This window comes from Saccharothrix mutabilis subsp. mutabilis, from assembly GCF_039521145.1.
Classification (GTDB): Bacteria; Actinomycetota; Actinomycetes; order Mycobacteriales; family Pseudonocardiaceae; genus Actinosynnema; species Actinosynnema mutabilis.
On sequence record NZ_BAAABU010000003.1, the window covers coordinates 209,799 to 230,650 of the forward strand.

At 72.3% G+C, this 20,852-nt stretch carries 23 protein-coding genes; 16 read left to right on the top strand and 7 right to left on the bottom strand.

The window, feature by feature from the left end; translation table 11 throughout:
• Positions 1–42: 42 nt before the first annotated feature.
• The 7 genes from ABD126_RS08660 (at position 43) to ABD126_RS08690 (ending at position 7,562) form a co-directional block, all read left to right on the top strand.
• Positions 43–1,035 carry a DUF3558 domain-containing protein gene (locus ABD126_RS08660; protein WP_343933174.1) on the top strand — a complete coding sequence of 331 codons (993 nt, stop codon included), beginning with the start codon at positions 43–45 and terminating at the stop codon, positions 1,033–1,035.
• An 85-nt stretch (positions 1,036–1,120) separates the two neighbouring features.
• Positions 1,121–2,626, top strand: a complete 1,506-nt coding sequence (locus tag ABD126_RS08665) for an aldehyde dehydrogenase family protein (RefSeq protein WP_343933175.1) — start codon at positions 1,121–1,123, stop codon at positions 2,624–2,626.
• Between the two features lie 69 nt (positions 2,627–2,695).
• Positions 2,696–3,697, top strand: a complete 1,002-nt coding sequence (gene dhaK, locus ABD126_RS08670) for a dihydroxyacetone kinase subunit DhaK (RefSeq protein WP_343933176.1) — start codon at positions 2,696–2,698, stop codon at positions 3,695–3,697.
• Positions 3,697–4,329: a dihydroxyacetone kinase subunit DhaL gene (gene dhaL, locus ABD126_RS08675; protein ID WP_343933177.1), complete on the top strand. Its 633-nt coding sequence runs from the start codon at positions 3,697–3,699 to the stop codon at positions 4,327–4,329. The genes dhaK and dhaL overlap by 1 nt, the downstream gene beginning before the upstream one ends.
• Positions 4,326–5,030, top strand: coding sequence for a dihydroxyacetone kinase phosphoryl donor subunit DhaM (gene dhaM / locus ABD126_RS08680; protein ID WP_343933178.1), 705 nt, complete (start codon positions 4,326–4,328; stop codon positions 5,028–5,030). The genes dhaL and dhaM overlap by 4 nt, the downstream gene beginning before the upstream one ends.
• Before the next feature lie 136 nt (positions 5,031–5,166).
• Complete coding sequence (locus ABD126_RS08685) at positions 5,167–6,942, top strand: 3-hydroxyacyl-CoA dehydrogenase family protein (protein ID WP_343933179.1); 1,776 nt, start codon at positions 5,167–5,169, stop codon at positions 6,940–6,942.
• A 38-nt stretch (positions 6,943–6,980) separates the two neighbouring features.
• On the top strand, positions 6,981–7,562 hold the full coding sequence (locus ABD126_RS08690) for a DUF3558 family protein (RefSeq protein ID WP_343933180.1): 582 nt from the start codon (positions 6,981–6,983) through the stop codon (positions 7,560–7,562).
• Positions 7,563–7,890: 328 nt separating this feature from the next.
• Here the strand turns inward: ABD126_RS08690 and ABD126_RS08695 are convergent, their stop codons facing one another.
• Positions 7,891–8,094 carry an FmdB family zinc ribbon protein gene (locus ABD126_RS08695; RefSeq protein WP_343933181.1) on the bottom strand — a complete coding sequence of 68 codons (204 nt, stop codon included), beginning with the start codon at positions 8,092–8,094 and terminating at the stop codon, positions 7,891–7,893.
• Between the two features lie 4 nt (positions 8,095–8,098).
• The gene (locus ABD126_RS08700; RefSeq protein ID WP_343933182.1) at positions 8,099–8,464 is read right to left on the bottom strand and encodes a hypothetical protein; all 366 of its coding nucleotides are present in this window, start codon (positions 8,462–8,464) and stop codon (positions 8,099–8,101) included.
• 51 nt (positions 8,465–8,515) lie between these two features.
• Here ABD126_RS08700 and ABD126_RS08705 point away from each other — a divergent pair, with 51 nt between their 5' ends.
• Together ABD126_RS08705 and ABD126_RS08710 are read left to right on the top strand one after the other, a co-directional pair.
• Complete coding sequence (locus tag ABD126_RS08705; RefSeq protein ID WP_343933183.1) at positions 8,516–8,809, top strand: hypothetical protein; 294 nt, start codon at positions 8,516–8,518, stop codon at positions 8,807–8,809.
• A gap of 363 nt (positions 8,810–9,172) precedes the next feature.
• Positions 9,173–9,928, top strand: coding sequence for an alpha/beta hydrolase (locus ABD126_RS08710; protein WP_343933184.1), 756 nt, complete (start codon positions 9,173–9,175; stop codon positions 9,926–9,928).
• On the opposite strand, the gene ABD126_RS08715 is transcribed toward ABD126_RS08710, so the two are convergent.
• Positions 9,901–10,434, bottom strand: a complete 534-nt coding sequence (locus ABD126_RS08715; protein WP_343933185.1) for a GNAT family N-acetyltransferase — start codon at positions 10,432–10,434, stop codon at positions 9,901–9,903. The genes ABD126_RS08710 and ABD126_RS08715 overlap by 28 nt on opposite strands.
• 37 nt (positions 10,435–10,471) lie before the next feature.
• Between ABD126_RS08715 and ABD126_RS08720 the strand changes: the two genes are divergently transcribed.
• Positions 10,472–11,182, top strand: coding sequence for an alpha/beta fold hydrolase (locus ABD126_RS08720; RefSeq protein ID WP_343933186.1), 711 nt, complete (start codon positions 10,472–10,474; stop codon positions 11,180–11,182).
• Positions 11,183–11,195: 13 nt separating this feature from the next.
• Here ABD126_RS08720 and ABD126_RS08725 read toward each other — a convergent pair whose 3' ends face one another.
• Positions 11,196–12,530 (bottom strand): chromosome segregation protein, encoded by a 1,335-nt coding sequence (locus tag ABD126_RS08725; RefSeq protein ID WP_343933187.1) that lies wholly within the window; start codon positions 12,528–12,530, stop codon positions 11,196–11,198.
• A gap of 68 nt (positions 12,531–12,598) precedes the next feature.
• Positions 12,599–13,930 (bottom strand): crotonyl-CoA carboxylase/reductase, encoded by a 1,332-nt coding sequence (gene ccrA / locus ABD126_RS08730; RefSeq protein ID WP_343933188.1) that lies wholly within the window; start codon positions 13,928–13,930, stop codon positions 12,599–12,601.
• 209 nt (positions 13,931–14,139) lie between these two features.
• Between ccrA and ABD126_RS08735 the strand changes: the two genes are divergently transcribed.
• Both ABD126_RS08735 and ABD126_RS08740 read left to right on the top strand, forming a co-directional pair.
• Complete coding sequence (locus tag ABD126_RS08735) at positions 14,140–14,499, top strand: SPW repeat domain-containing protein (protein ID WP_343933189.1); 360 nt, start codon at positions 14,140–14,142, stop codon at positions 14,497–14,499.
• 67 nt (positions 14,500–14,566) lie between these two features.
• Positions 14,567–15,118 (top strand): TetR/AcrR family transcriptional regulator, encoded by a 552-nt coding sequence (locus ABD126_RS08740; RefSeq protein ID WP_343933190.1) that lies wholly within the window; start codon positions 14,567–14,569, stop codon positions 15,116–15,118.
• Here ABD126_RS08740 and mce read toward each other — a convergent pair.
• Positions 15,112–15,558: a methylmalonyl-CoA epimerase gene (gene mce, locus ABD126_RS08745; protein ID WP_343933191.1), complete on the bottom strand. Its 447-nt coding sequence runs from the start codon at positions 15,556–15,558 to the stop codon at positions 15,112–15,114. The genes ABD126_RS08740 and mce overlap by 7 nt on opposite strands.
• Before the next feature lie 125 nt (positions 15,559–15,683).
• On the opposite strand from mce, the gene ABD126_RS08750 reads away from it, so the two are divergent.
• Complete coding sequence (locus tag ABD126_RS08750) at positions 15,684–16,871, top strand: acetyl-CoA C-acetyltransferase (protein WP_343933192.1); 1,188 nt, start codon at positions 15,684–15,686, stop codon at positions 16,869–16,871.
• Between the two features lie 4 nt (positions 16,872–16,875).
• Positions 16,876–17,841: a methylmalonyl Co-A mutase-associated GTPase MeaB gene (meaB, locus tag ABD126_RS08755; RefSeq protein WP_343933193.1), complete on the top strand. Its 966-nt coding sequence runs from the start codon at positions 16,876–16,878 to the stop codon at positions 17,839–17,841.
• 50 nt (positions 17,842–17,891) lie between these two features.
• Here the strand turns inward: meaB and ABD126_RS08760 are convergent, their stop codons facing one another.
• The gene (locus ABD126_RS08760; RefSeq protein WP_343933194.1) at positions 17,892–18,725 is read right to left on the bottom strand and encodes an arylamine N-acetyltransferase family protein; all 834 of its coding nucleotides are present in this window, start codon (positions 18,723–18,725) and stop codon (positions 17,892–17,894) included.
• Positions 18,726–18,837: 112 nt separating this feature from the next.
• On the opposite strand from ABD126_RS08760, the gene ABD126_RS08765 reads away from it, so the two are divergent.
• Both ABD126_RS08765 and ABD126_RS08770 read left to right on the top strand, forming a co-directional pair.
• Positions 18,838–19,236, top strand: coding sequence for a pyridoxamine 5'-phosphate oxidase family protein (locus tag ABD126_RS08765; RefSeq protein ID WP_343933195.1), 399 nt, complete (start codon positions 18,838–18,840; stop codon positions 19,234–19,236).
• Between the two features lie 50 nt (positions 19,237–19,286).
• Positions 19,287–20,852 (top strand): GAF domain-containing sensor histidine kinase, encoded by a 1,566-nt coding sequence (locus ABD126_RS08770; protein ID WP_343933196.1) that lies wholly within the window; start codon positions 19,287–19,289, stop codon positions 20,850–20,852.

Consider the following 20,852-nt stretch of genomic DNA (forward strand, 5'->3'; position numbering starts at 1 on the left):
TTCCCGCCACGGATGGCGCAGCCGATCGCTACCGTGCACTTCGTGCATCGACTCGTCGCCGTCCTGTGCGCGCTCCTCGTCGTCGCCGGCTGCGCCGCCGGCGGCGACCTCGCCAAGCACAAGCCGTACCCGCGCTCGACCGTGAAGGCGAACGCGGAGGCGGTGTCCGAGTCGGGCACCCAGCCGACCACCCCCGCCGACGGCAAGCCGGTGGACGCGGCGTTCGCCCCGGACAAGCTGCGCCTGGTCAACCCGTGCGAGCTGCTGGACCGCGAGCTGCTGGAGCAGGTCGGCAAGCCGGGGCAGGTGTCGGCGACCGGGTTCAGCCGTTGCTCCAACTTCATGGAGGACCAGGCGGGCAAGGACCTGGCCGTGACCATCGAGGTCGGCCAGACGATGACCAGCGAGGCCAAGAACGCCGACAAGACGCTGGCCGGGCTCAAGAGCTACGAGCAGACCCTCGACAACGACGCCTGCTTCGTCTCGGTCATCACCCAGGAGAAGCCGGCGCTGGGCATCACCGTCCAGATCGGCTACAAGGACGGCGACGCGTGCGCCCCTGGCCGCAAGGTCATGGAAGGCGCCCTGAAGACCATCCGCGAGCGCGGCGCGGTCCGGAACCCGGCCAAGGACTCGCTGGTGACGCTGGATCCGTGCACGCTGCCCGACAAGGCGGTGGTCGACGCGGCGGCGACCGCGTCCCACCGGCAGTACCCGTACGGCCTGCACAGCTGCTCGTGGGTGGGCGACGACCGCGAGCTGACCTTCGACCTGCGCTCGACCTACGTGCCCGACGACCGGAAGTTCGACGACAAGCAGACCGACGTGGACCTCGGCGGGGTCAAGGGCTACCAGCTCGACAACACCGGCGCCTTCCCGTCGTGCACGGTCAAGTGGGTGCACCGGCTGGACTCGGGCGACGACGGCGAGGTCGTGGAGGTCAAGTCGGCGGGCCCGAAGAAGTCGGAGTTCGACCGGTGCGCGGCGGCCGTCGCGTTCGCCAAGGGCGTCCTGCCCAAGCTGCCCAAGGCCTGATCGGGGAGTCTGAACGGGGGCTGACGGGATCGCCGATTACCCGTTACTCTCCAGTAACACCTTCGCGCACCTTGGAGGGCTCCCCATGACGCAGACCGCTCCCACCACGCCGCTGCGGGCCGAGGACGAGCAGAAGCGGTTCGCCTCGCTCGACCCGCGCACCGGGGAGGTGATCGCCCACCACCCCGTGCACGGCGAGCAGGAGGTGCGGGCGGCGGTGGAGCGCGCGCGGACGGCGGCGTCGTTCTGGGCCGAGCTGGGCTTCGACGGGCGCAAGGCGCGGCTGGACGCGTGGCGGAAGGTGCTGGTCAAGCGGCTGGACGAGTTCCAGGGGCTGATCTGCGCGGAGACCGGCAAGTCCGCCGACGACGCGCGGACCGAGCTGGCCCTGGTGATCGACCACCTGCACTGGGCGGCGAAACAGGCGCCCAAGGTGCTGGGCAAGCGGCGCGTGTCGCCGGGCATGCTGATGTACAACCACTCGGCGTCGCTGGAGTACCGGCCGCTGGGCGTGGTCGGCGTGATCGGGCCGTGGAACTACCCGGCGTTCACGCCCATGGGGTCGATCGCCTACGCGCTCGCGGCGGGCAACGCGGTGGTGTTCAAGCCCAGCGAGTTCACCCCCGGGGTCGGGGTGTTCCTGGAGGACACGTTCGCCGAGGTGGTCCCGGAGTACCCGGTGCTGCAGGTGGTGACCGGGTTCGGCGCGACCGGCGCGGCGCTGTGCGGGTCCGGCGTGGACAAGCTCGCGTTCACCGGGTCCACGCCCACCGGCAAGAAGGTCATGGCGGCGTGCGCGGCGACGTTGACGCCGGTGCTGGTCGAGTGCGGCGGCAAGGACCCGCTGATCGTCGCCGAGGACGCGGACGTGGTGGCCGCCGCCGACGGCGCGGTGTGGGGCGGGATCTTCAACTCCGGGCAGACGTGCGCCGGCGTCGAGCGGGTCTACGTGGCCGGCGCGGTGTACGACGAGTTCGTCAAGCTGGTGGTGGAGAAGGCGAAGAAGCTGCGGCCCGGCGGCGAGCCCGACGCGCACTTCGGGCCGATCACCATGCCCAAGCAGGTGGACGTCATCCAGTCGCACGTCGCCGACGCGCTGGACAAGGGCGGCAAGGCGGTCGTCGGCGGGCTGGAGTCGATCCGGCCGCCGTACGTCGAGCCCGTGGTGCTGGTGGACGTGCCGGACGACTCGACCGCCGTCACCGACGAGACGTTCGGGCCGACGCTGGTGGTGACCCGCGTGGCCGACGCCGACGAGGCCGTGCGCAAGGCGAACTCCCTGGCCTACGGGCTGGGCGCGACGGTGTTCTCGCGCAACCGGGGCGAGGAGATCGCGGCGAAGCTGCGCTGCGGCATGGTGTCGATCAACTCGGTGCTCGCGTACGCGTCCGTGCCGGGGCTGCCCTTCGGCGGGGTGGGGGAGTCCGGGTTCGGGCGCATCCACGGCGAGGACGGGCTGCGCGAGTTCACCTACGCGCACTCGGTGACCCGCAAGAAGTTCGGCGGGCTGCTCAACCCGATGACCTACGACCGCGGCTCGCGCACCATGCGCCACGTGCTGCGGTTGGTGCGGCTCCTCTACGGGCGCTGAGGGTTCCGGCCGGGCCGTTCCCCCTCGGGTGGGGTAGGAATGGGGTGACCATCGGCGAGGGAGGTCACCATGAAGAAGATCATCAACGATCCGGCGACCGTGGTGGCGGACGCGCTGCGCGGCATGGCCGCCGCGCACCCGGACCTGCTGGACGTCCAGTACGACCCCGCCGTCGTCGTGCGGGCGGACGCGCCGGTGCCGCGCAAGGTCGCGATCATCTCCGGCGGCGGGTCGGGCCACGAGCCGCTGCACGGCGGGTTCGTCGGCCGCGGCATGCTCGACGCCGCCTGCCCCGGCGCGGTGTTCACCTCACCCACACCGGACCAGGTGCAGGCGGCCATCGCGCGCACGGACGGCGGCGCGGGGGCGCTGCTGATCGTCAAGAACTACACCGGTGACGTGCTGAACTTCGAGACCGCCGCCGAACTGGCCGCGCTGGACGGCGTCGAGGTCCGGTCGGTGGTGATCGACGACGACGTGGCCGTGAAGGACTCCCTCTACACGGCGGGTCGGCGTGGCGTCGGCGGGACCGTCCTGCTGGAGAAGCTCGTCGGCGCGGCGGCCGAGCGCGGCGTGGACCTCGACGGCTGCGAGGCGTTGGCGCGCAAGGTGATCGGCCAGGTGCGGTCGATGGGCCTGGCGCTGTCGGCGTGCACCGTGCCGCACGCGGGCGAGCCGAGCTTCACGCTGGCCGACGACGAGATGGAGCTGGGCATCGGCATCCACGGCGAGCCGGGCCGGCAGCGGGTGCCCGTGGGGCCGGCGTCGGAGCTGGTGCCCGCGCTGCTGGACCCGATCCTGGAGGACCTGCCGTTCGCCGAGGGCGACCGGGTGCTGCTGTTCACCAACGGCATGGGCGGCACGCCGCTGATCGAGCTGTACCTGGCGCACGGCATCGCGGAACGGCTGCTGGCCGAGCGCGGGATCGTCGTGGAGCGGCGGCTGGTCGGCCCGTACATCACCAGCCTGGAGATGCAGGGCATGAGCCTCACGCTGCTGAGGCTGGACGACGAGCTGATCGACCTGTGGGACGCCCCCGTCCACACGCCCGCCCTGCGCTGGGGGCTGTGATGGCGACGTGCACCGCAGAGGGCGTGGCCACCGCCCTGCGCGCCGCCGCGCGCGTCATCGCCGAACACCGCGACGAGCTGAACCGGCTGGACCGCGAGATCGGCGACGGCGACCACGGCGAGAACATGACCCGCGGCTTCACCGCTCTGGTGTCCAAACTGGACACTGTCGAGGCGGCGTCCCCGGGCGCTGTATTGAAGTTGGTCGCCTCGACGCTCATCTCCACGGTGGGCGGCGCGGCGGGACCGTTGTACGGCACGGCTTTCCTCCGCGCGGCTGCCGCCGTGGGTGACGCTGCCGAACTCGATCCTCCTTTGGCGGCAGCGGCTTTGCAGGCGGCGTTGGAGGGCGTGGTCGCGCGCGGCAAGGCGGTCGTGGGCGACAAGACCATGGTCGACGCGTTGACCCCGGCCGTGGCGGCGGCGGAGTCGGTGGCCGTGACGGGTGGTGACGTGGCCGCCGTCCTGTCGGCGGCGGCGGAAGCGGCCGAACAGGGCGCGGAGTCGACCGTGCCGCTGGTGGCGCGGAAGGGCCGCGCGTCCTACCTGGGCGAACGCAGCGCCGGCCACCTGGACCCCGGCGCGCGCTCGACGGCGTTGTTGCTGAGGACGTTCGCGGGGAGCGCGCGGTGATCGGCCTGGTGGTCGTGTCGCACAGCCGGCGGTTGGCCGAGGGCGTGGCGGAGTTGGCCGGTCAGATGGCCCCGGACGTGACGATCGTGCCGGCGGGCGGTGACGGCGCCGGCGGGTTGGGCACGGACTTCCTGGCCGTGTCGGAGGCCGTCGCGCGGGCCGGCGCGGCGGGCGTGGTGGTCCTGTACGACCTGGGCAGCGCCCGCATGGTCGCCGACATGGCGGCGGAGGAGGCCGGGACCGAGGTCCGCGTGGTGGACGCCCCGCTGGTGGAGGGGGCGGTGGCGGCAGCCGTTGCGGCCCAAGGGAACGCGACCCTGGACGCGGTGGCCACGGCCGCCACGCGTGCCGCCGCGGAAGCGGGCTGGACCAGCTCCGCCAACGGCTCCGGAACCGGCTCCGAATCCGGAACCGGCTCCGGAACCGGCGGGACCGGCGAGGTTCGGGCGCGGGTCGTGTTGACCAACGAGGTCGGCCTGCACGCGCGGCCCGCCGCACTCGTCGCGCGGTCCCTGACAGGGCTGGACGCGCGGGTCGTGGTGCGGTTCGGCGACGCGGAAGCCGATGCCGCCAGCGTGCTCGCCCTCATGGGTCTCAGCGCGCCCGGCGGGGCGTCCGTCGAGGTCGTCGCGTCCGGCGCCGACGCCGCCGAAGCGGTGCGGAGAGTGGAGGACCTCGCCGCTCGCGGCTTCGACGAATGAGCTGTTGAGACGGGTCTTGACCGGTTTCTTGCTCGATACCGATGGTGAAGCTCACGCGAACGAAGCGTGACCGCCGTGGGATAGTCGGGCGCAAGTTACCGTCCGGTAGCCACTCCGCAGAGTGGGAGGTATCGCAGTGACGCGCCAGTTCAGCACGGTGGGAGTCGTCGGCCTCGGCACGATGGGCGCCGGCATCGCCGAAGTACTCGCCCGGACCGGCCTCACTGTCGTCGCGGTGGACGTGGACGAGGAGGGCCTGACCCGCGGTCGCGGTCACCTCGACCACTCGACCAGCCGCGCGGTGGCCAAGGGCAAGCTCGACGAGGCCGCCCGCACCGGACTCCTCGGCCGCATCAGCTACGCCACGTCCCTCGACGCGCTCGCCGACGTGGACCTGGTCATCGAAGCCGTCCCCGAGCGCATGGACCTCAAGGCGCGGGTGTTCGCCGAGTTGGACCGCATCTGCCGCCCCGAGGTGGTGTTCGCGTCCAACACGTCGTCGCTGTCGATCACCGAGATCGGCGTCCACACCGGGCGGCCCGGCAAGGTCGTCGGCATGCACTTCTTCAACCCGGCGCCGGTGCTCAAGCTGGTCGAGGTGGTGCGCACGGTCGTCACCGAGCCGGACGTGGTGACCGACGTCGTCGCGTTCGCCGAGAGCCTGGGCAAGTCCCCGGTCGTCATCGGCGACCGCGCCGGGTTCATCGCCAACGCGCTGCTGTTCGGCTACCTCAACCACGCCGTGCGCATGTACGAATCCCGTTACGCCACAAGGGAAGACCTCGACGCGGCGATGCGCTACGGCTGCGGCTACCCGATGGGCCCGCTGGCGCTGCTCGACCTGATCGGCCTGGACACCGCGTACGAGATCCTCGACACGATGTACCACCAGTCCCGCAACCGCCTGCACGCCCCGGCGCCGCTGCTCAAGCAGATGATCACCGCAGGTCTGCTGGGCCGCAAGAGCGGGCGCGGCTTCTACACCTACGACGGCCCCGACTCGCCCAACGTCGTGCCCGACGCGCTCACCCCCGCCGCCGCGTCCTCGGACGTTCCGACGCGCGAGGTGCAGCGGGTGGGCGTCATCGGCACCGGCACCATGGCCACCGGCATCGTCGAGGTGTTCGCCAAGCGCGGCCACGACGTCGTGCTGCGCGCCCGGTCGCAGGACAAGGCCGAGGGCGCGGTCGGCAAGGTGCGCAAGTCGCTGGACAAGGCCGTGTCGCGCGGCAAGCTGTCCGAGGCCGACCGCGACGCCACGCTGGCCCGCATCACCCCCGCCGTCGAGTTCGCCGACCTCGCCGACTGCGACCTGGTGGTCGAGGCCGTGGCGGAGGAGTTGGAGATCAAGAAGGCGGTCTTCCAGGCGCTGGACGAGGTCTGCAAGCCCGGTGCGGTGCTCGCGACCACGACGTCCTCGCTGCCGGTGATCGAGTGCGCGGCGGCGACCTCGCGCCCCGGCGACGTGGTGGGCCTGCACTTCTTCAACCCGGCGCAGGTGATGAAGCTGGTGGAGATCGTGGAGACCATCGCCACCTCCGCCGACGTCGTCGCCACCGCCCGCCGCGTCTGCCTGGACCTGGGCAAGGTCCCGGTGCACTGCGGCGACCGGGCCGGCTTCATCGTCAACGCGCTGCTGTTCCCGTACCTCAACGACGCGGTGAAGATGCTGGAGGCGCACTACGCGGACGCCGACGACATCGACAACGCGATGAAGGTCGGCTGCTCCCTGCCGATGGGCCCGTTCGAACTGCTGGACGTCGTGGGCCTGGACGTGTCGCTGGCGATCGAACGCACCCTGTACCTGGAGTTCCGCGAGGCCGGCTTCGCCCCCGCGCCGCTGCTGGAGCACCTGGTGACGGCCGGGCGACTGGGTCGCAAGACGGGCAAGGGGTTCCGGGACTACACCTGAGTTCCGGGCGGTTGCGCGCGTTTGGCATCGTGGTGCCCATGCGGCGTCTGGTTCTCTCGCTCCTGGTTGCGGCGCTCGGCGTGTCCGGCTGCGCCTACAAGGTGAACGGCACGCCGGTGGCCGGCGTGCTGGACGTCGACCCGCCCTTCTCGTCCGCTCCGCCGACGCCGACGTCGAACCCGACGTCGGCGTCGAACCCGAAGCCGGACCGGAACGTCGGCGACATCTGCAAGCTGTTGACCTGGCGCGACCTGCCGTACGACGTCCGGGACAAGGCGGCGCCCCCAACGGAAACCGGCTACGACCCGTCGTTCGACCAGTCGTGCAAGTGGCAGACCAGCGTCGACAAGCTGGACGTCGGCGTGACCCTGCGCTTCCGCGGCGGGCGTCCCATCTCCCTGGACACCAGCAACGGCTCGTTCGACGTGGGCGGCCGGAAGCTGACCTACTTCGACCGGACGACGGACACGTCGGTGCAGCCGTCGTGCGTGCTGGTGATGGACTACGCGGGCGGCGGCATCGGCATCATCGTGATCGACGGCTCGGCGAGGTTCGGCGCGATCTGCGACCAGGGCAAGAAGGTCGCCGAAGTCCTGCTGGCGAAGGAACCCAAGGGCTGACCACCGCCACGCGACTGCGACCGGACGGCCCGCACCCGCCGCAACCGGCAGGCTGCGGGCCATCCGCCCGCTTGCTCCTGGCTCGCTTGGCTGCTGGCTCGCTTGGCTGCTCGCCCGCTTGGCTGCTCGCGTCGCGCCCGGTTCGGGCGATTCGCCCGTTCCGCCCCGGCAGCGATCCGCTAGCCGGCCCGTCCGCTAGCCAGCCCGCAGGTCATTCGCTCACCCGCTGGCCGCCTTCGCCAGCCCGCTGGTCGTTCGCCGGCCCGTTGGTCGCGCTCGCCGGCCCGTTGGTCACGTTCGCCGGCCCGCTGGTCGTTCGCCGGCCAGGTCAGCCGCAGCAACCGCCGCCGCAGCACCCTCCGCCCTGGGGAGCCGGTTGGGAGGCTTTGCCCGCCAGCCCAACCATGGACAGGAGCTTGACGGTGTCTTCGTGCCCCTGCGGGCACGGGGCGGGGTCGGACGCCTCGCTCATCGAGCGCTTGACGTCGAACGTGGCTCCACACGCCTTGCAACGGAACTCGTAGGTCGGCACGGCCCTATTGTGACCGCTTCGCGGGCAGCAGCACCACTGCGGGTACCAGGGCCGCCGCCAGGCCCGAGACGAGGGTGAGCAGCGGCAGGCCGTGGGCCCAGCCGATGCCGGCCGCGGCGGCGTGCGCGCCGGAGAAGGTGGCCAGCCAGGTGCGGGCCTGCGGGCGGAGCCACGCCGTGACCAGCGCCGCGCCGGCGGTGACGAGCAGGATCGTGCTGGCGGCCATCAGGATGCCGGGGCGTCCGCCGAGCGCCAGCCCCTGCCCCGCGCCCGAACCCGAACCGCCGCCGGCGCGGATGGCGGGCATCGCCAACACCGCCATCTCGGCGAGGAGGACGGTGGTCACGACACCCTGCTGCCACTTGTTCACGCCATGGACCGTAAGGGATCACAGTCAACACCTTGATTACCCTGGGACCTCGTGCCGCGCCGCAACCGCCCCCACCGCCCCGCAGAGCCGAGCCCGCCCGGAGGCGGCGCTTGGGCGCGTGCGGAGAGCGCGGCGGACGGCGAGTGGCTGGTGCGCAACGTGTCCGGCGCGGCGACCACGAAGACCTACCGGTGCCCGGGGTGCGACCACGAGATCCGACCGGGCACGCCGCACGTGGTGGCGTGGCCGGCGGGCGACTACGGGTCGATCGAGGACCGGCGGCACTGGCACCAGGGCTGTTGGGCGTCGCGGGGGAGGCGCGGGCCCACGTCGCGGCGATGGTGACCCGCGCGCAGCACGCAGAGGGCCGCGGGTGGTGGGTGCCGGGTGACCGCGCGGGCTGCGGCGGCAGGCGAGCCGGCGGTGGCCGGGCCGGTGGTGGGCGGGCCGGCGGCAGGCGGGCCAGCGCACGGGCGGGCTGGCGGCAGGCGGGCCAGCGCGCAGGCGGGCCGGTGGTGGGCGGGCTGGCGGCAGGCGGGCGGGCCGGTGGTGGGCTTGGGTTGGCGGCGGGCCGGGGTGAGCGGTGGCTTGGCCGGTGGGCGGGGTTCAGGTCTGCCGTTGCCCGCGCTCCTTGTTTACGGGACGCGCGAGGTGGGGTTTGGTCGCGGATCCTGTATGTCGCACGATGGGGTGATTGGGGTTGTTGCTGTGAGTGAGGGTGTGCGGATCACCGGGAACACCGTCCTCCCTGCTCGGCGGGAGGGTGTCACGTTGGTCACCTCGGACGGGTTGCGGCTGGTCGGGGAGTTGGCCATGCCGGCGGACCGTGCGCCGCGGGCCACCCTGGTGATGCTGCACCCGTTGCCCACGCACGGGGGCATGATGGATTCCCACCTGCTGCGCAAGGCGGCATGGCGGTTGCCCGCGTTGGCGGGGGCGGCGGTGTTGCGGTTCAACACGCGTGGCACTGCCAGCGAGGCCGGCCGTAGTGAGGGCAGCTTCGACAACGCCAGGGGCGAGCGACTGGATGTCGCCGCCGCGCTGGCGTTCGTCGCCGACCGCGGACTGCCCGACGTCTGGCTGGTCGGGTGGTCCTTCGGCACGGATCTCGCTTTGATGCACGGGTGTGACCCGCGGGTTGTGGGAGCGATCCTGATCTCACCTCCATTGCGTTGGAGCACGCCGGAACACCTGGTGCGTTGGGTGGACAAGCGGGTGGTGTGCCTCGTGCCGGAGCACGACGACTACCTGCCCCCGACCGAGGCCAGGCGGCGGTTCGGTGTGGACCTGCCGACCGCGGACGTGATCGACTTCCCCGGCGCCAAGCACCTCTTCGTCGGGCAGTCCGACGAAGTGCTCGACGCGATCGTGTCCACGGCCCTGCCCGAGGTGCCCACACCGCTGCCGCGCACCTGGTCCGGCCCCTGCGAGAAGCGTCAGGCTGTCATCGCCACCACCCCCTGACGCCGGTGGACCAACACCGGCCCCTCGGCCGTGACACCGGCGCCCACGTGCGCGAAGCCCAGCTTCTCCGCGACGCGCTGGGAGGGCTTGTCACCGGGGTCGGTGATGATCACCACCGGACGGTGCGGACGCTCGCGCCGCGCCCACTCGACGGCCGCGCGGGCCATCTCGGGCGCGTAGCCCCGGCCCCGGTGGCGGGGCCGCAGGCGGTAGGACAGGTTGAGCGTCCGCTCACCGTCCAGCTCGTGGTGGTGCAGCCCGCCGAAGCCGATGACCTCCCCGGTCTCCGGCAGCACCACCGCCCAGTACCCGACGCCCTCGTGCACCCAGTGCGCCCGCCACCGCGCCAGCAGGTCGGCCGTCTCCGCGGCGGACGGCTTACCGGACTGGTCGTGGTGGCTGGTCTCCGGGTCGGACAGGACGGCGATCGCGGCACGCAGGTCACCCGGCCCGACGCGCCTGAGGACCAGGCGTTCGGTGCGGATCTCTTCCGGGTTCGAGGTCATGTGACGAAGGTAGCGAGGGGGACCGACAATTTCGGGCATGGATCACTTGCCGCTGGTGCTGCTGCACGCGTTCCCGCTGGATCCGCGCATGTGGGACGGGGTGCGCGAGGTGCTCCACCCGATCACCCCGGAGCTGCGCGGGCGCGGCCGGGAGGCCGATCTGGGGGTCCTCGCGGACGACGTGCTGGGGGAGTTGGACGCCCGCGGGCTGGAGCGGGTGGTGCTGGGTGGGTGCTCGATGGGCGGGTACGTCGCGATGGCGCTGCTGCGGCGCGACCCGTCGCGGGTGGCCGGGCTGGTGCTCGCGGACACGCGGTTCACGGCGGACGGCGAGGAGGCGCGGGCCAACCGGTTGACGATGGCGCGGCGGGTCGAGGAGGAGGGCGTCGAGTGGGTGCCGGACACCGTGCTCGGCGGGCTGGTCGGGGCCGCGCCGGCGGACGGCGTGGTCGAGCGGGTGCGGGAGCTGATCCTGGCGCGGGAACCGGCGGAGGTGGCGTGGGCGCAGCGGGCCATGGCGGCGCGGCCGGACTCCCGGGACGTGCTGGCGGGGGTGGACATGCCGGCGTTGGTGCTGGTGGGGGCCCAGGACACGCTGACGCCGCCGACCGCCGCGCGGGAGTTGGCCGACGTGCTGCCCGCGTCGACCTACGTGGAGCTAGCCGACGCGGGGCACTTGACGCCGGTCGAGGTGCCGCAAGCGTTTGCGCGTGCGGTGGACGACTGGCGGCGGCGGGTCGGGGTGTAGGCGGGGCCGCTTCCTAGCGCTTGCCGGAGCGGGCCTTGGGCGGGGTCGGGCGGGCGATCTTCTGGGTCGGACCGTCCGGGCTCTGCGGCGACTGGGGCTGCGACTGGGACTGCGACTGGGACTGGGGCTGGGACTGGGGCTGCGACTGGGGCTTGGGCTGAGCTGCCTGCGCGGGCTGGGCTGCCGGCGGCTGGGCGGCGGGCTGACCCGCGGGGGCTGGAGCGGCGGCCGGCTGGGCGGCGGGCTGGCCGGCGGTCGGCTGAGCGGCAGCGGCGGCCGGTGGGGCGTCCTCGGGTTGCGTGGGGGCCTCGGAAGCCACCGGCTGGGTGACCTGGGCCGGCTGGGGCTTCTCCTCCTCCAGCGGGTCCAGCAGGGGGACGACCTCGTGCAGGGCCGTGCGGACCGAGTGGAGCTGCTGGGACAGGCGGTTGCGCAGCTGGCGCAGGGCCTCGACCTTCTGCGTCGCCTGCGTGACCCGGCGGTTGGACTCCTCCGTCGCCTCCCGCACCCGGCGGTTGGCCTCGTCGGTGGCCTCCTGCACGCGCGCGGTCGCCTCGCTGATCGAGTCGTGCCGGCGGCGGTTCGCCTCTTCGGTGGCCTCGCGGACCAGGCGCTGGGCCTCGGCGTTGGACGCCGCCTGCTCCTGGGCGATCTGGGCGCGCACCCGCGCGGCCTCCTCGGCCGCCTCGCGCACCCGCCGGTCCGCCTCGCCCTTCGACGCCGCCTCCTGCTCGGCGAGCAGCTTCATCGACTCGACGCGCCGGGCGGCCATCGCGATCTCGAAGTCCTCCTCGACGGTGGTCCGCCGCTGCAGGGACTCCTCGTCGAGCTTGGCGGCGGCGTCGCGCGCCTCGCCCACGATCCGGTCGGCCTCGGCGCGCGCCTTCTCCAGCACTCCCCGGTGCTCGGCCTCCATCTCGGTGCGCCGCTGGTCCAGCTCGGCGATCAGCTTCTCGTACCTCGTGCGCAGCACGGCCGCGTCGGCCTCGGCCTTGGCGCGGATGTGCCCGCCCTCGGCCTCGGCGCGCGCCTTGATCTCGTTGGCCTCGTCCTGCGCGAGGCGCAGCATGCGCTGCAGCCGCTCGCTCAGGCCCTCCAGCGTGGTGGGCGGCAGGGACAGGCGTTCGACCTGCCCGCGCAGCTCGGCGATCTCCGAGCGGGCCGCTTCGAGCTGGCGGGACAGGTCGTTGGTCTGCGACACCGCCGCGTCCCGGTCGGCCGCGAGCAGCCGCAGGTCCGCGTCGAGGCGCTCCAGGTGGTCCTCGACCTGCGCGCGGTCGTAGCCGCGTTTGACGATGTCGAAGCCGGATCCCAGGGGGACGAGGTCACGGTCGTCGGCGAGGCCCATGACGTGCACGCTACCCGTTCCAGCCGCGCGAGTGGCACCCCGCCACCCGCACGGCCGGACTTTTCCCTTTAGACGCCCCGGAAACGGTTGATCGCGTCGAGGTGCTGCGCGCGCTTCTCGTGGTTGCGCACACCCAGGCCCTCCTCGGGCGCCAGCGTCAGGACGCCGACCTTGCCCTGGTGGGCGTTGCGGTGGACGTCGTAGGCCGCCTGGCCGACCTGGTCCAACGAGTACACCTTGGACAGTGTCGGGTGGATCTTCCCCTTGGCGATCAAGCGGTTGGCCTCCCACGCCTCGCGGTAGTTCGCGAAGTGCGAGCCGATGATCCGCTTCAGGCTCATCCACAGGTAGCGGTTGTCGTACTGGTGCATGTACCCGCTGGTGGACGCGCAGGTGACGATCGTGCCGCCCTTCTTGGTCACGAACACCGACGCGCCGAACGTCTCGCGGCCGGGGTGCTCGAACACGATGTCCGGGTCCTCGCCGCCGGTCAGCTCGCGGATCTTGGCCCCGAGGCGCTTCCACTCCTTCGGGTCCTGCTCGTGCTCGTCCTTCCAGAACCGGTAGCCCTCGGCGGACCGGTCGATGATCAGCTCCGCGCCCATCTTGCGGCAGATCTCGGCCTTCTCCGGCGAGGACACCACGCAGATCGGGGTGGCGCCGCCGTTGAGCGCGAACTGGGTGGCGTAGGAGCCCAGGCCGCCCGACGCGCCCCAGATCAGGACCGTGTCGCCCTGCTTCATGTTCGCGCCGTTGACCGACACGAGCTGGCGGTAGGCGGTGGAGTTGACCAGGCCCGGGGAGGCGGCCTCCTCCCAGGACAGGTGGTCGGGCATCGGCATCAGCTGGTTGGCCTTGACCAGGGCGATCTCGGCGAGGCCGCCGAAGTTGGTCTCGAAGCCCCAGATGCGCTGCTCGGGGTCGAGCATGGTGTCGCTGTGGCCGTCCGGGTGCTCCAGCTGGACGTCCAGGCAGTGCGCGACGACCCGGTCGCCGGCCTTCCACGCGTTGACGCCGGGGCCGGTGCGCAGCACGACGCCCGCCAGGTCGGAGCCCACCACGTGGTAGGGCAGGTCGTGCTTGGCGGCCTCGGGCGAGCTCTTGCCGTAGCGCTTGAGGAACCCGAACGTGGACAGCGGCTCGAAGATCGAGGTCCACACGGTGTTGTAGTTGATCGCGGACGCCATGACGGCGACCAGGGCCTCGCCCGGGCCCAGCTCCGGGACGGGGACCTCGTCGACGTGCAGCGACTTGCGGGGGTCCTTGTCCTTGGTCGCCAGGCCCTGGAACATCTCGACCTCGTCGGCGTGCACGGTGACGCCGCGGTAGGTCTCCGGTACGTCAAGCGATCCGACCGCGTCCAGTTCGTCGGCGAGGATCGCGTCGAGGATCTTCTGCACGGCGTGTGCCTCCCAATGGGTGATGCTCCGGGATTGTGGCGTTGGACGCAGGTCCACGCAGGTTGCCGGAGGTTACCCACCGGTAACCGATTCAGAACCGGACCTGTGAGGCATTGCACTGGTGTTGCACCCGATCGGTCCACCTTGACCGGGCGGCCAACCAAGCGGAGCATCGGTGGTGTCCGCTTCACAGGACGGAGGTGCAGGTCATGACCAAGGCGTGGACCAGGTGGCAGGACTGGGCCGAAGTCGCAATCGGCGCGCTGGTGCTGCTGTCGCCGCTCGTGGTGGAGACGTCCACGGCGGCCATGTGGACGATGATCGTGCTCGGCGCGCTCATCGCCATCGACGGCCTCGCGTCGCTCGCGATGCCCGCCATGGTGTACGGCGAGTGGTTCCAGATGCTGCTCGGTGCGCTGCTGTTCATCTCCCCGTGGGTGATGGGCTACAGCGACCTGATGGCGGCGTCGTGGGTGTCCTGGGTCGGTGGTGTGCTGACCGTCGCGATGGGTGCGATGGCGGTGCCGGCGGCGAACGCGGCCCACTCGGGCCTGGCGGGTTCGCACTAGGTTGGCAACGAGCGAGGTCGTCCGCCCGGGCGGCCTCGCACGCTCGATCCGTGAAAGGCGGCACGCGTTGGCAGAGGACTCGTCGGCCAGGGAGAGGATCTTGGACGCGGCCGAGGAGTTGTTCGCCGAGTCGGGCTTCGACGCCACGCCGACCTCCCGCATCGCCGAACGCGCCGGGGTCCCCAAGGGCCTCGTGCACTACTACTTCCGCCGCAAGAAAGACCTGCTGGCCGCGCTCGTGCAGCGACTGCCCGACGGCGCCGTGGACCAACGGCGGGTCGTGGTCGTGGGCGACATCGCGGAGAGCCTCCGGCGGCTCGTCGCCGCGCTGGACGCCCGGTTGAACGCGTCTCCGCTGCTCAGCCACCTGTTGTGGCGCGAGGCGGACACGCACCAGGACGTGCGGGACGCCCTGCACGCCCGGTACCAGCTGGTCGCCGCGCAGATCCGGCAGGTGATCCTCGCCGCCGGTGGGGCGGCGGTGGCCAAGAAGGACGTGGACAGCGCGTCCGCGCTGGTCGCGCTCGCCGTCAGCTACCGGCACTCGGTCGCCCGGCACACGCCGGAGGACGACCGGATGGACCAGGAACTCGCCTTCGTGGCCACCGCCCTTCAGTGAGATTCCGCCGGTTCGACCAGTTCGACCAGCACGCCGCCCGCGTCCTTCGGGTGGATGAAGTTCACCCGGGAGTTGGACGTGCCGCGCTTGGCCGTCTCGTACAGCAACCGCAGGCCCTTCGCGCGCAGGGCCGCCGCGGCGGCGTCCACATCGGACACCCGGTAGGCCAGCTGCTGTAGGCCCGGGCCCGAGCGGTCGATGAACTTGGCGATCGTGGATTCCGGCGTGAGCGGGGCCAGGAGCTGGACGGCCGTCCCCGAGCCGGTGTCGCCCGGCGCGCGGAGCATGGCCTCGCGCACGCCCTGCTCCTCGTTGACCTCCTCGTGCGCCACCTCCAGGCCGAGGTTCTCGCGGTGGAACGCGATCGCGGCGTCGAGGTCCGGCACGGCGATCCCGACGTGGTCGATGGCGGTGACGAAACCGCGGAGTTGTTCTTGCATGGCAACGAGGGTAGGACCGGAATCGGTGCAGGGTGGGCTGTGCCTCGTCTCACAGACTTACCCTCGGGTAACCCTGGGTATCGTGACGAGTTAACAACCGCTTACACATGCTCGTGGAGGCCGATGTGTCCGGTTCCGTCATCGTCGCCGGGGCCCGTACCCCGATGGGGCGACTGCTCGGATCGTTGAAGGACTTCTCCGGCGCCCAGCTCGGCGGCGTCGCGATCAAGGCGGCGCTGGAGCGGGCCGGCGTCGCGCCCGAGCAGGTCCAGTACGTGATCATGGGCCAGGTGCTCACCGCGGGCGCCGGCCAGATCCCCGCCCGCCAGGCCGCGGTCGAGGCCGGCATCCCGATGTCGGTGCCCGCGCTCACCATCAACAAGGTGTGCCTGTCCGGCATCGACGCCATCGCGCTGGCCGACCAGCTCATCCGCGCCGGCGAGTTCGACATCGTGGTCGCGGGCGGCCAGGAGTCCATGACCCAGGCCCCGCACCTGCTGCCCAAGTCCCGCGGCGGCTTCAAGTTCGGCGACGTCACCGTCCAGGACCACATGGCCCACGACGGCCTGTTCTGCGCGTTCGACCAGGTCGCGATGGGCGCCTCGACCGAGAAGTACAACTCCCGCTACGGCCTGACCCGCGAGGAGCAGGACGCGTTCTCCGCGCGCTCGCACCAGCTCGCCGCCAAGGCCATCGCCGACGGCACCTTCGCCGAGGAGATCGCCCCGGTCTCCATCCCGCAGCGCAAGGGCGACCCGGTCCTGTTCAGCACCGACGAGGGCGTGCGCGGCGACACCACCGCGGAGACGCTGGCCAAGTTGCGCCCGGCGTTCGCCTCCGACGGCACCATCACCGCGGGCTCGGCGTCGCAGATCTCCGACGGCGCGGCGGCCGTGGTCGTGATGAGCAAGGCCAAGGCCGAGGAGCTGGGCCTGACCTGGCTGGCCGAGATCGGCGCGCACGGCGTCGTCGCGGGCCCGGACGCGAGCCTGCACGAGCAGCCCGCGAACGCCATCAAGGCCGCGTGCGCCAAGGAGGGCATCGACCCGGCCGACCTGGACCTGGTCGAGATCAACGAGGCCTTCGCCGCGGTCGGCCTGGTCTCCACCCGGCAGCTCGGGATCTCCGAGGACAAGGTCAACGTCAACGGCGGCGCCATCGCGCTGGGCCACCCGATCGGCATGTCGGGCGCCCGGATCGCGCTGCACCTCGCGCTGGAGCTCAAGCGCCGCGGCGGCGGCGTGGGCGCGGCGGCCCTGTGCGGCGGCGGCGGTCAGGGCGACGCCCTGATCGTGCGCGTGCCCAAGGTCTGAAGGTGTGACCCGCACCGTCGACGTGGCAGAGCTGGTCGACCGCGCGCGTGAGGGCCAACCGCGCGCGGTCGCCAGGCTGATCTCGCTGGTCGAGGACGCCAGTCCGCACCTGCGCGAGGTCGCCGCCGCGCTGTCCCCGTTCACCGGCAACGCCCAGGTCATCGGCCTGACCGGTGCTCCGGGCGTGGGCAAGTCCACGTCCACCTCCGCGCTGGTGCGGGCCTACCGCGAGCGCGGTAAGCGGGTCGGTGTGCTGGCGGTGGACCCGTCGTCCCCGTTCTCCGGCGGCGCGCTGCTCGGCGACCGGGTCCGGATGGGTGAACACGCCACCGACCCGGGTGTCTTCATCCGCTCGATGGCCACGCGCGGCCACCTGGGCGGGCTGTCCTGGGCGACCCCGCAGGCGCTGCGCGTCCTGGACGCCGCCGGCTGCGACGTCGTGCTGGTCGAGACGGTCGGCGTGGGCCAGTCCGAGGTCGAGGTGGTGTCGCTGGCCGACACCACGGTCGTGCTGCTCGCGCCCGGCATGGGCGACGGCATCCAGGCCGCCAAGGCGGGCATCCTGGAGATCGCGGACGTGTTCGTGGTCAACAAGGCCGACCGCGACGGCGCCGACCAGACCGCCCGCGACCTCAAGCACATGATCTCGCTCGGCCGCCGCGAACGCGCCGAGGCCCTGTGGCGGCCCCCGGTGGTCAAGACGGTGGCCGCGCGCGGCGAGGGCGTGCAGGACGTCGTGGACGCCATCGACTCCCACCGCGCCTGGCTGCACGAGAAGGGCGAGCTGGACCGGCGGCGCGCCCGGCGGGCCGAGGCCGAGATCGAGGCCATCGCCCTGGACGACCTGCGCTCGCGCATCGGCGACCTGCACGGCGGCAGCGCCCTGACCACGTTGGCCAAGCGGGTCGTGGCGGGTGAGCTGGACCCCTACGCCGCGGCCGACCGCCTGGTCGAGGGGGTGGGCGGGTGATTCGGTCGTCATCGACATCGCCGCCCGCCACCCCCGGCGGGTGCCGTGGTTCACGGTCGGCTTGAGCTGACGTGCGCCTCGTGCTGCGCCAGCGCCTTGGTCCACAGCACGTCCCGCTCCCGCGCGGTGAACACCAGCCCGAACACGTCGGCCAGCGCCGCGAACCAGTCGCCGGGCGTCTCCAGCACGGTCTTCTTCGTCGTCTCCTCGACCCGGGACAGGGTCAGCGCGCGCATCGAGTCCCAGCCGGAGCCGTCGGTGCGCTGGGCGCAGAACGTCCGCACGAACCCCGACTCCGGCGACGTGGACAGGTGCAGGTGCCGGTCGGCGAACGTCGACAGCTCCACCGGCTGCGGGTCGAAGTCCACCCCGTGCAGGCTGCCCCGCGGGTCGTGGTCCAGCCGCCAGCCGCCGGGCGCGAGTTCCGAGGGCCGCAGCCCGATGGTGAACGGGCCCTGCGCGTAGGCGCCGGCGCGCAGCGGCAGGGGCGCGTGCAGGCCGTCGCCCAGGCCCACGTCGACCAGCCACGGGCAGTCGTCCAGGTCGTGCACGAACAGGCCCACGTGGTTGCGGTTGATCACCGGCTCGTCCTCGGGCCGCATCTGCACGCCCGCCCGGTGCCTGGTCACCCGGTAACCGAGCGCCTCCAGGGCCGCGCCGAACACCCCGTTCAGGTGAAAGCAGTAGCCGCCCCGGCCGGCCAGGACCCGGTCCAGCGAGTCCACGGGGTCCAACGACGTCACCCGTCCGAGTTGGACCTCTACGGCCTCGTAGGGCACGCGCTCCACGAAGGCCTGGTGCAACCGCGTCAGCGCGGCCGGGCTCGGCGGCTCGGCCTCGGCGCCGATGCGGCGGAGCAGGGCGGGTACGTCGAGCGTGCGCATGGAAAAATCCCCCATCCGGGTCGGACGTCGAAGCCGGGACTTCCGACTCTAGGCAACGACGATCACGAGGAAGAACGATTTACTCCGGCAACTGGGGGAATGAAGAGGTGCGATGTACGACTCCGCTGGGCTCCAGGTGCTCCCTCGCGAGGAGTGCCTGCGGTTGTTGAGCACCGCGTCGATCGGGAGGCTGGTCTACACCGACCGGGCGCTCCCGGTCGTCCACCCGGTGGTCTACGCGCTCGACGGCGACGCCGTGGTGCTGCGCGTGCCCGAGGGCAGCGCGACGCTGGCCGCCCGCGACACCATCGTGGCCTTCGAGATCGACGAGGTGGAGCCGGACCTGTCGAAGGGCTGGACCGTGATGGCGGTCGGCCACATCAGCGAGGTCGTGGACGAGCAGCGCCTGGACCGGGTCCGCCGGCTGCCGCTGGCCTCCCGCGGGCACGGGGCGCACGACCACTACCTGGCCGTCGAACTGGAGGTCGTGTCGGGCCGTCGCATCCCCTGAGCGGAGGCGCTAACCTCGGAATCCTCCCTGCTTGAGGGGTGGGTTCTCCCTTGCCTGGATCCCCGGACGCGAACGCGGCGCGACTGGACGGCCTGCTGCGCCAGCTCACCGACCGGACGGCCGAGGTGCTCGTCTCCCAGGAGCGCATGCACCGGCTGCTGGACGCGGTGGTGTCGCTCGCGAGCGACCTGTCGCTGCCCGACGTGCTGCGCCGCATCGTGGAGTCGTCGTGCAGCCTGGTCGACGCCCGCTACGGCGCGCTGGCCGTGGTCGGGCCGAACCGGCAGCTGCTGGAGTTCACCCACGGCGACGAGCCGCACCACGCCGAGTTCGACGGCACCGCGTTCGACCCGGCCTCGGCCCGGTTCCTGGGCGTGCCCGTGCACGTGCGCGGCGAGGTGTTCGGCAACCTCTACCTCACCGACAAGGTCGGCGGCGCGGACTTCACCCGCGGCGACCACGAGGTGGTGGAGGCGATCGCCGCGGCGGCCGGCATCGCCATCGAGAACGCCCGCCTCTACGAGCGGTCCAAGCAGCGCGAGGTGTGGCTGCGCGCGTCCAACGAGGTCACCAACGCCCTGCTCACCGGCACCCCGGACCGGGACGCGCTGCGCCTGGTCGCGGTGCGGGCCCGGCTGGCGGCCGACGCGGTGTGCGCCGCGCTGGCGCTGCCCGACGCCCACGGTGAGCTGGCCGCGCGGGTCGTGGACGGCGAGCTGCGCGGCTTCACCGTGTCGCGGGAGGGCAGCGCGAGCCGCGAGGTGTTCGCCACCGGCAAGACCAAGGTCCTCGACGGCCTGCCCGGCCACTTCGACCGCATCGGACCGGTCGTGGTCGTGCCGCTGGCCGCCGGCGACCGGGTGCTGGGCGTGCTCATGGTGGCCCGCGCCCGCGGCCGGCGGGCGTTCGACGCCTCCGACGTGGCGCTGGTGGAGTCGTTCGCGCGGCAGGCGGCGCTGATCCTGGAGTTCACCCGGGCCACCGGCGCGGGCCGGCGGCTGGCCGTGCTGGAGGACCGCGACCGCATCGCCCGCGACCTGCACGACCTGGTCGTGCAACGGCTGTTCGGCCTGGGCCTCGGGTTGCAGGGCCTCAACGGGCTGGTCGAGCAGCCGCTGGTGGCGCAGCGGCTCGCGGACTTCGTCAACGAGGTCGACCAGACCATCCGGGAGATCCGCCGGACCATCTTCTCGCTGCAGGAACCGCCCGCCGGGCAGGCCAGCCTGCGCATGCAGCTCATGCGGGTGGTGCAGGACTCCAGCCGGCTGCTGGGCTTCGAACCGGCGCTGTCCACCGACGGCCCGGTCGACTCCCTGGTGCCCGACCACGTCCGCCCGGACCTGCTGGCCACCCTGCGCGAGGCGCTGGCCAACGCGGCCCGCCACGCGTCCGCGCGCAAGGTCGAGGTGGACGTGACGCTGGACCGCGACGGCACGGCGCTGGTGCTGGTGGTGCGCGACGACGGCGACGGCCTGCCCGACGGCCGCGCCCGGCACACCGGCGGCCTGGTGAACATGGCCGCGCGGGCGGCGCGGTGGGGCGGGGAGTGCCGCGTTCAGTCGGAAGTGGGACAGGGTGTAACGGTGACGTGGTCGGTGCCGTTGGTAACGGGGTAG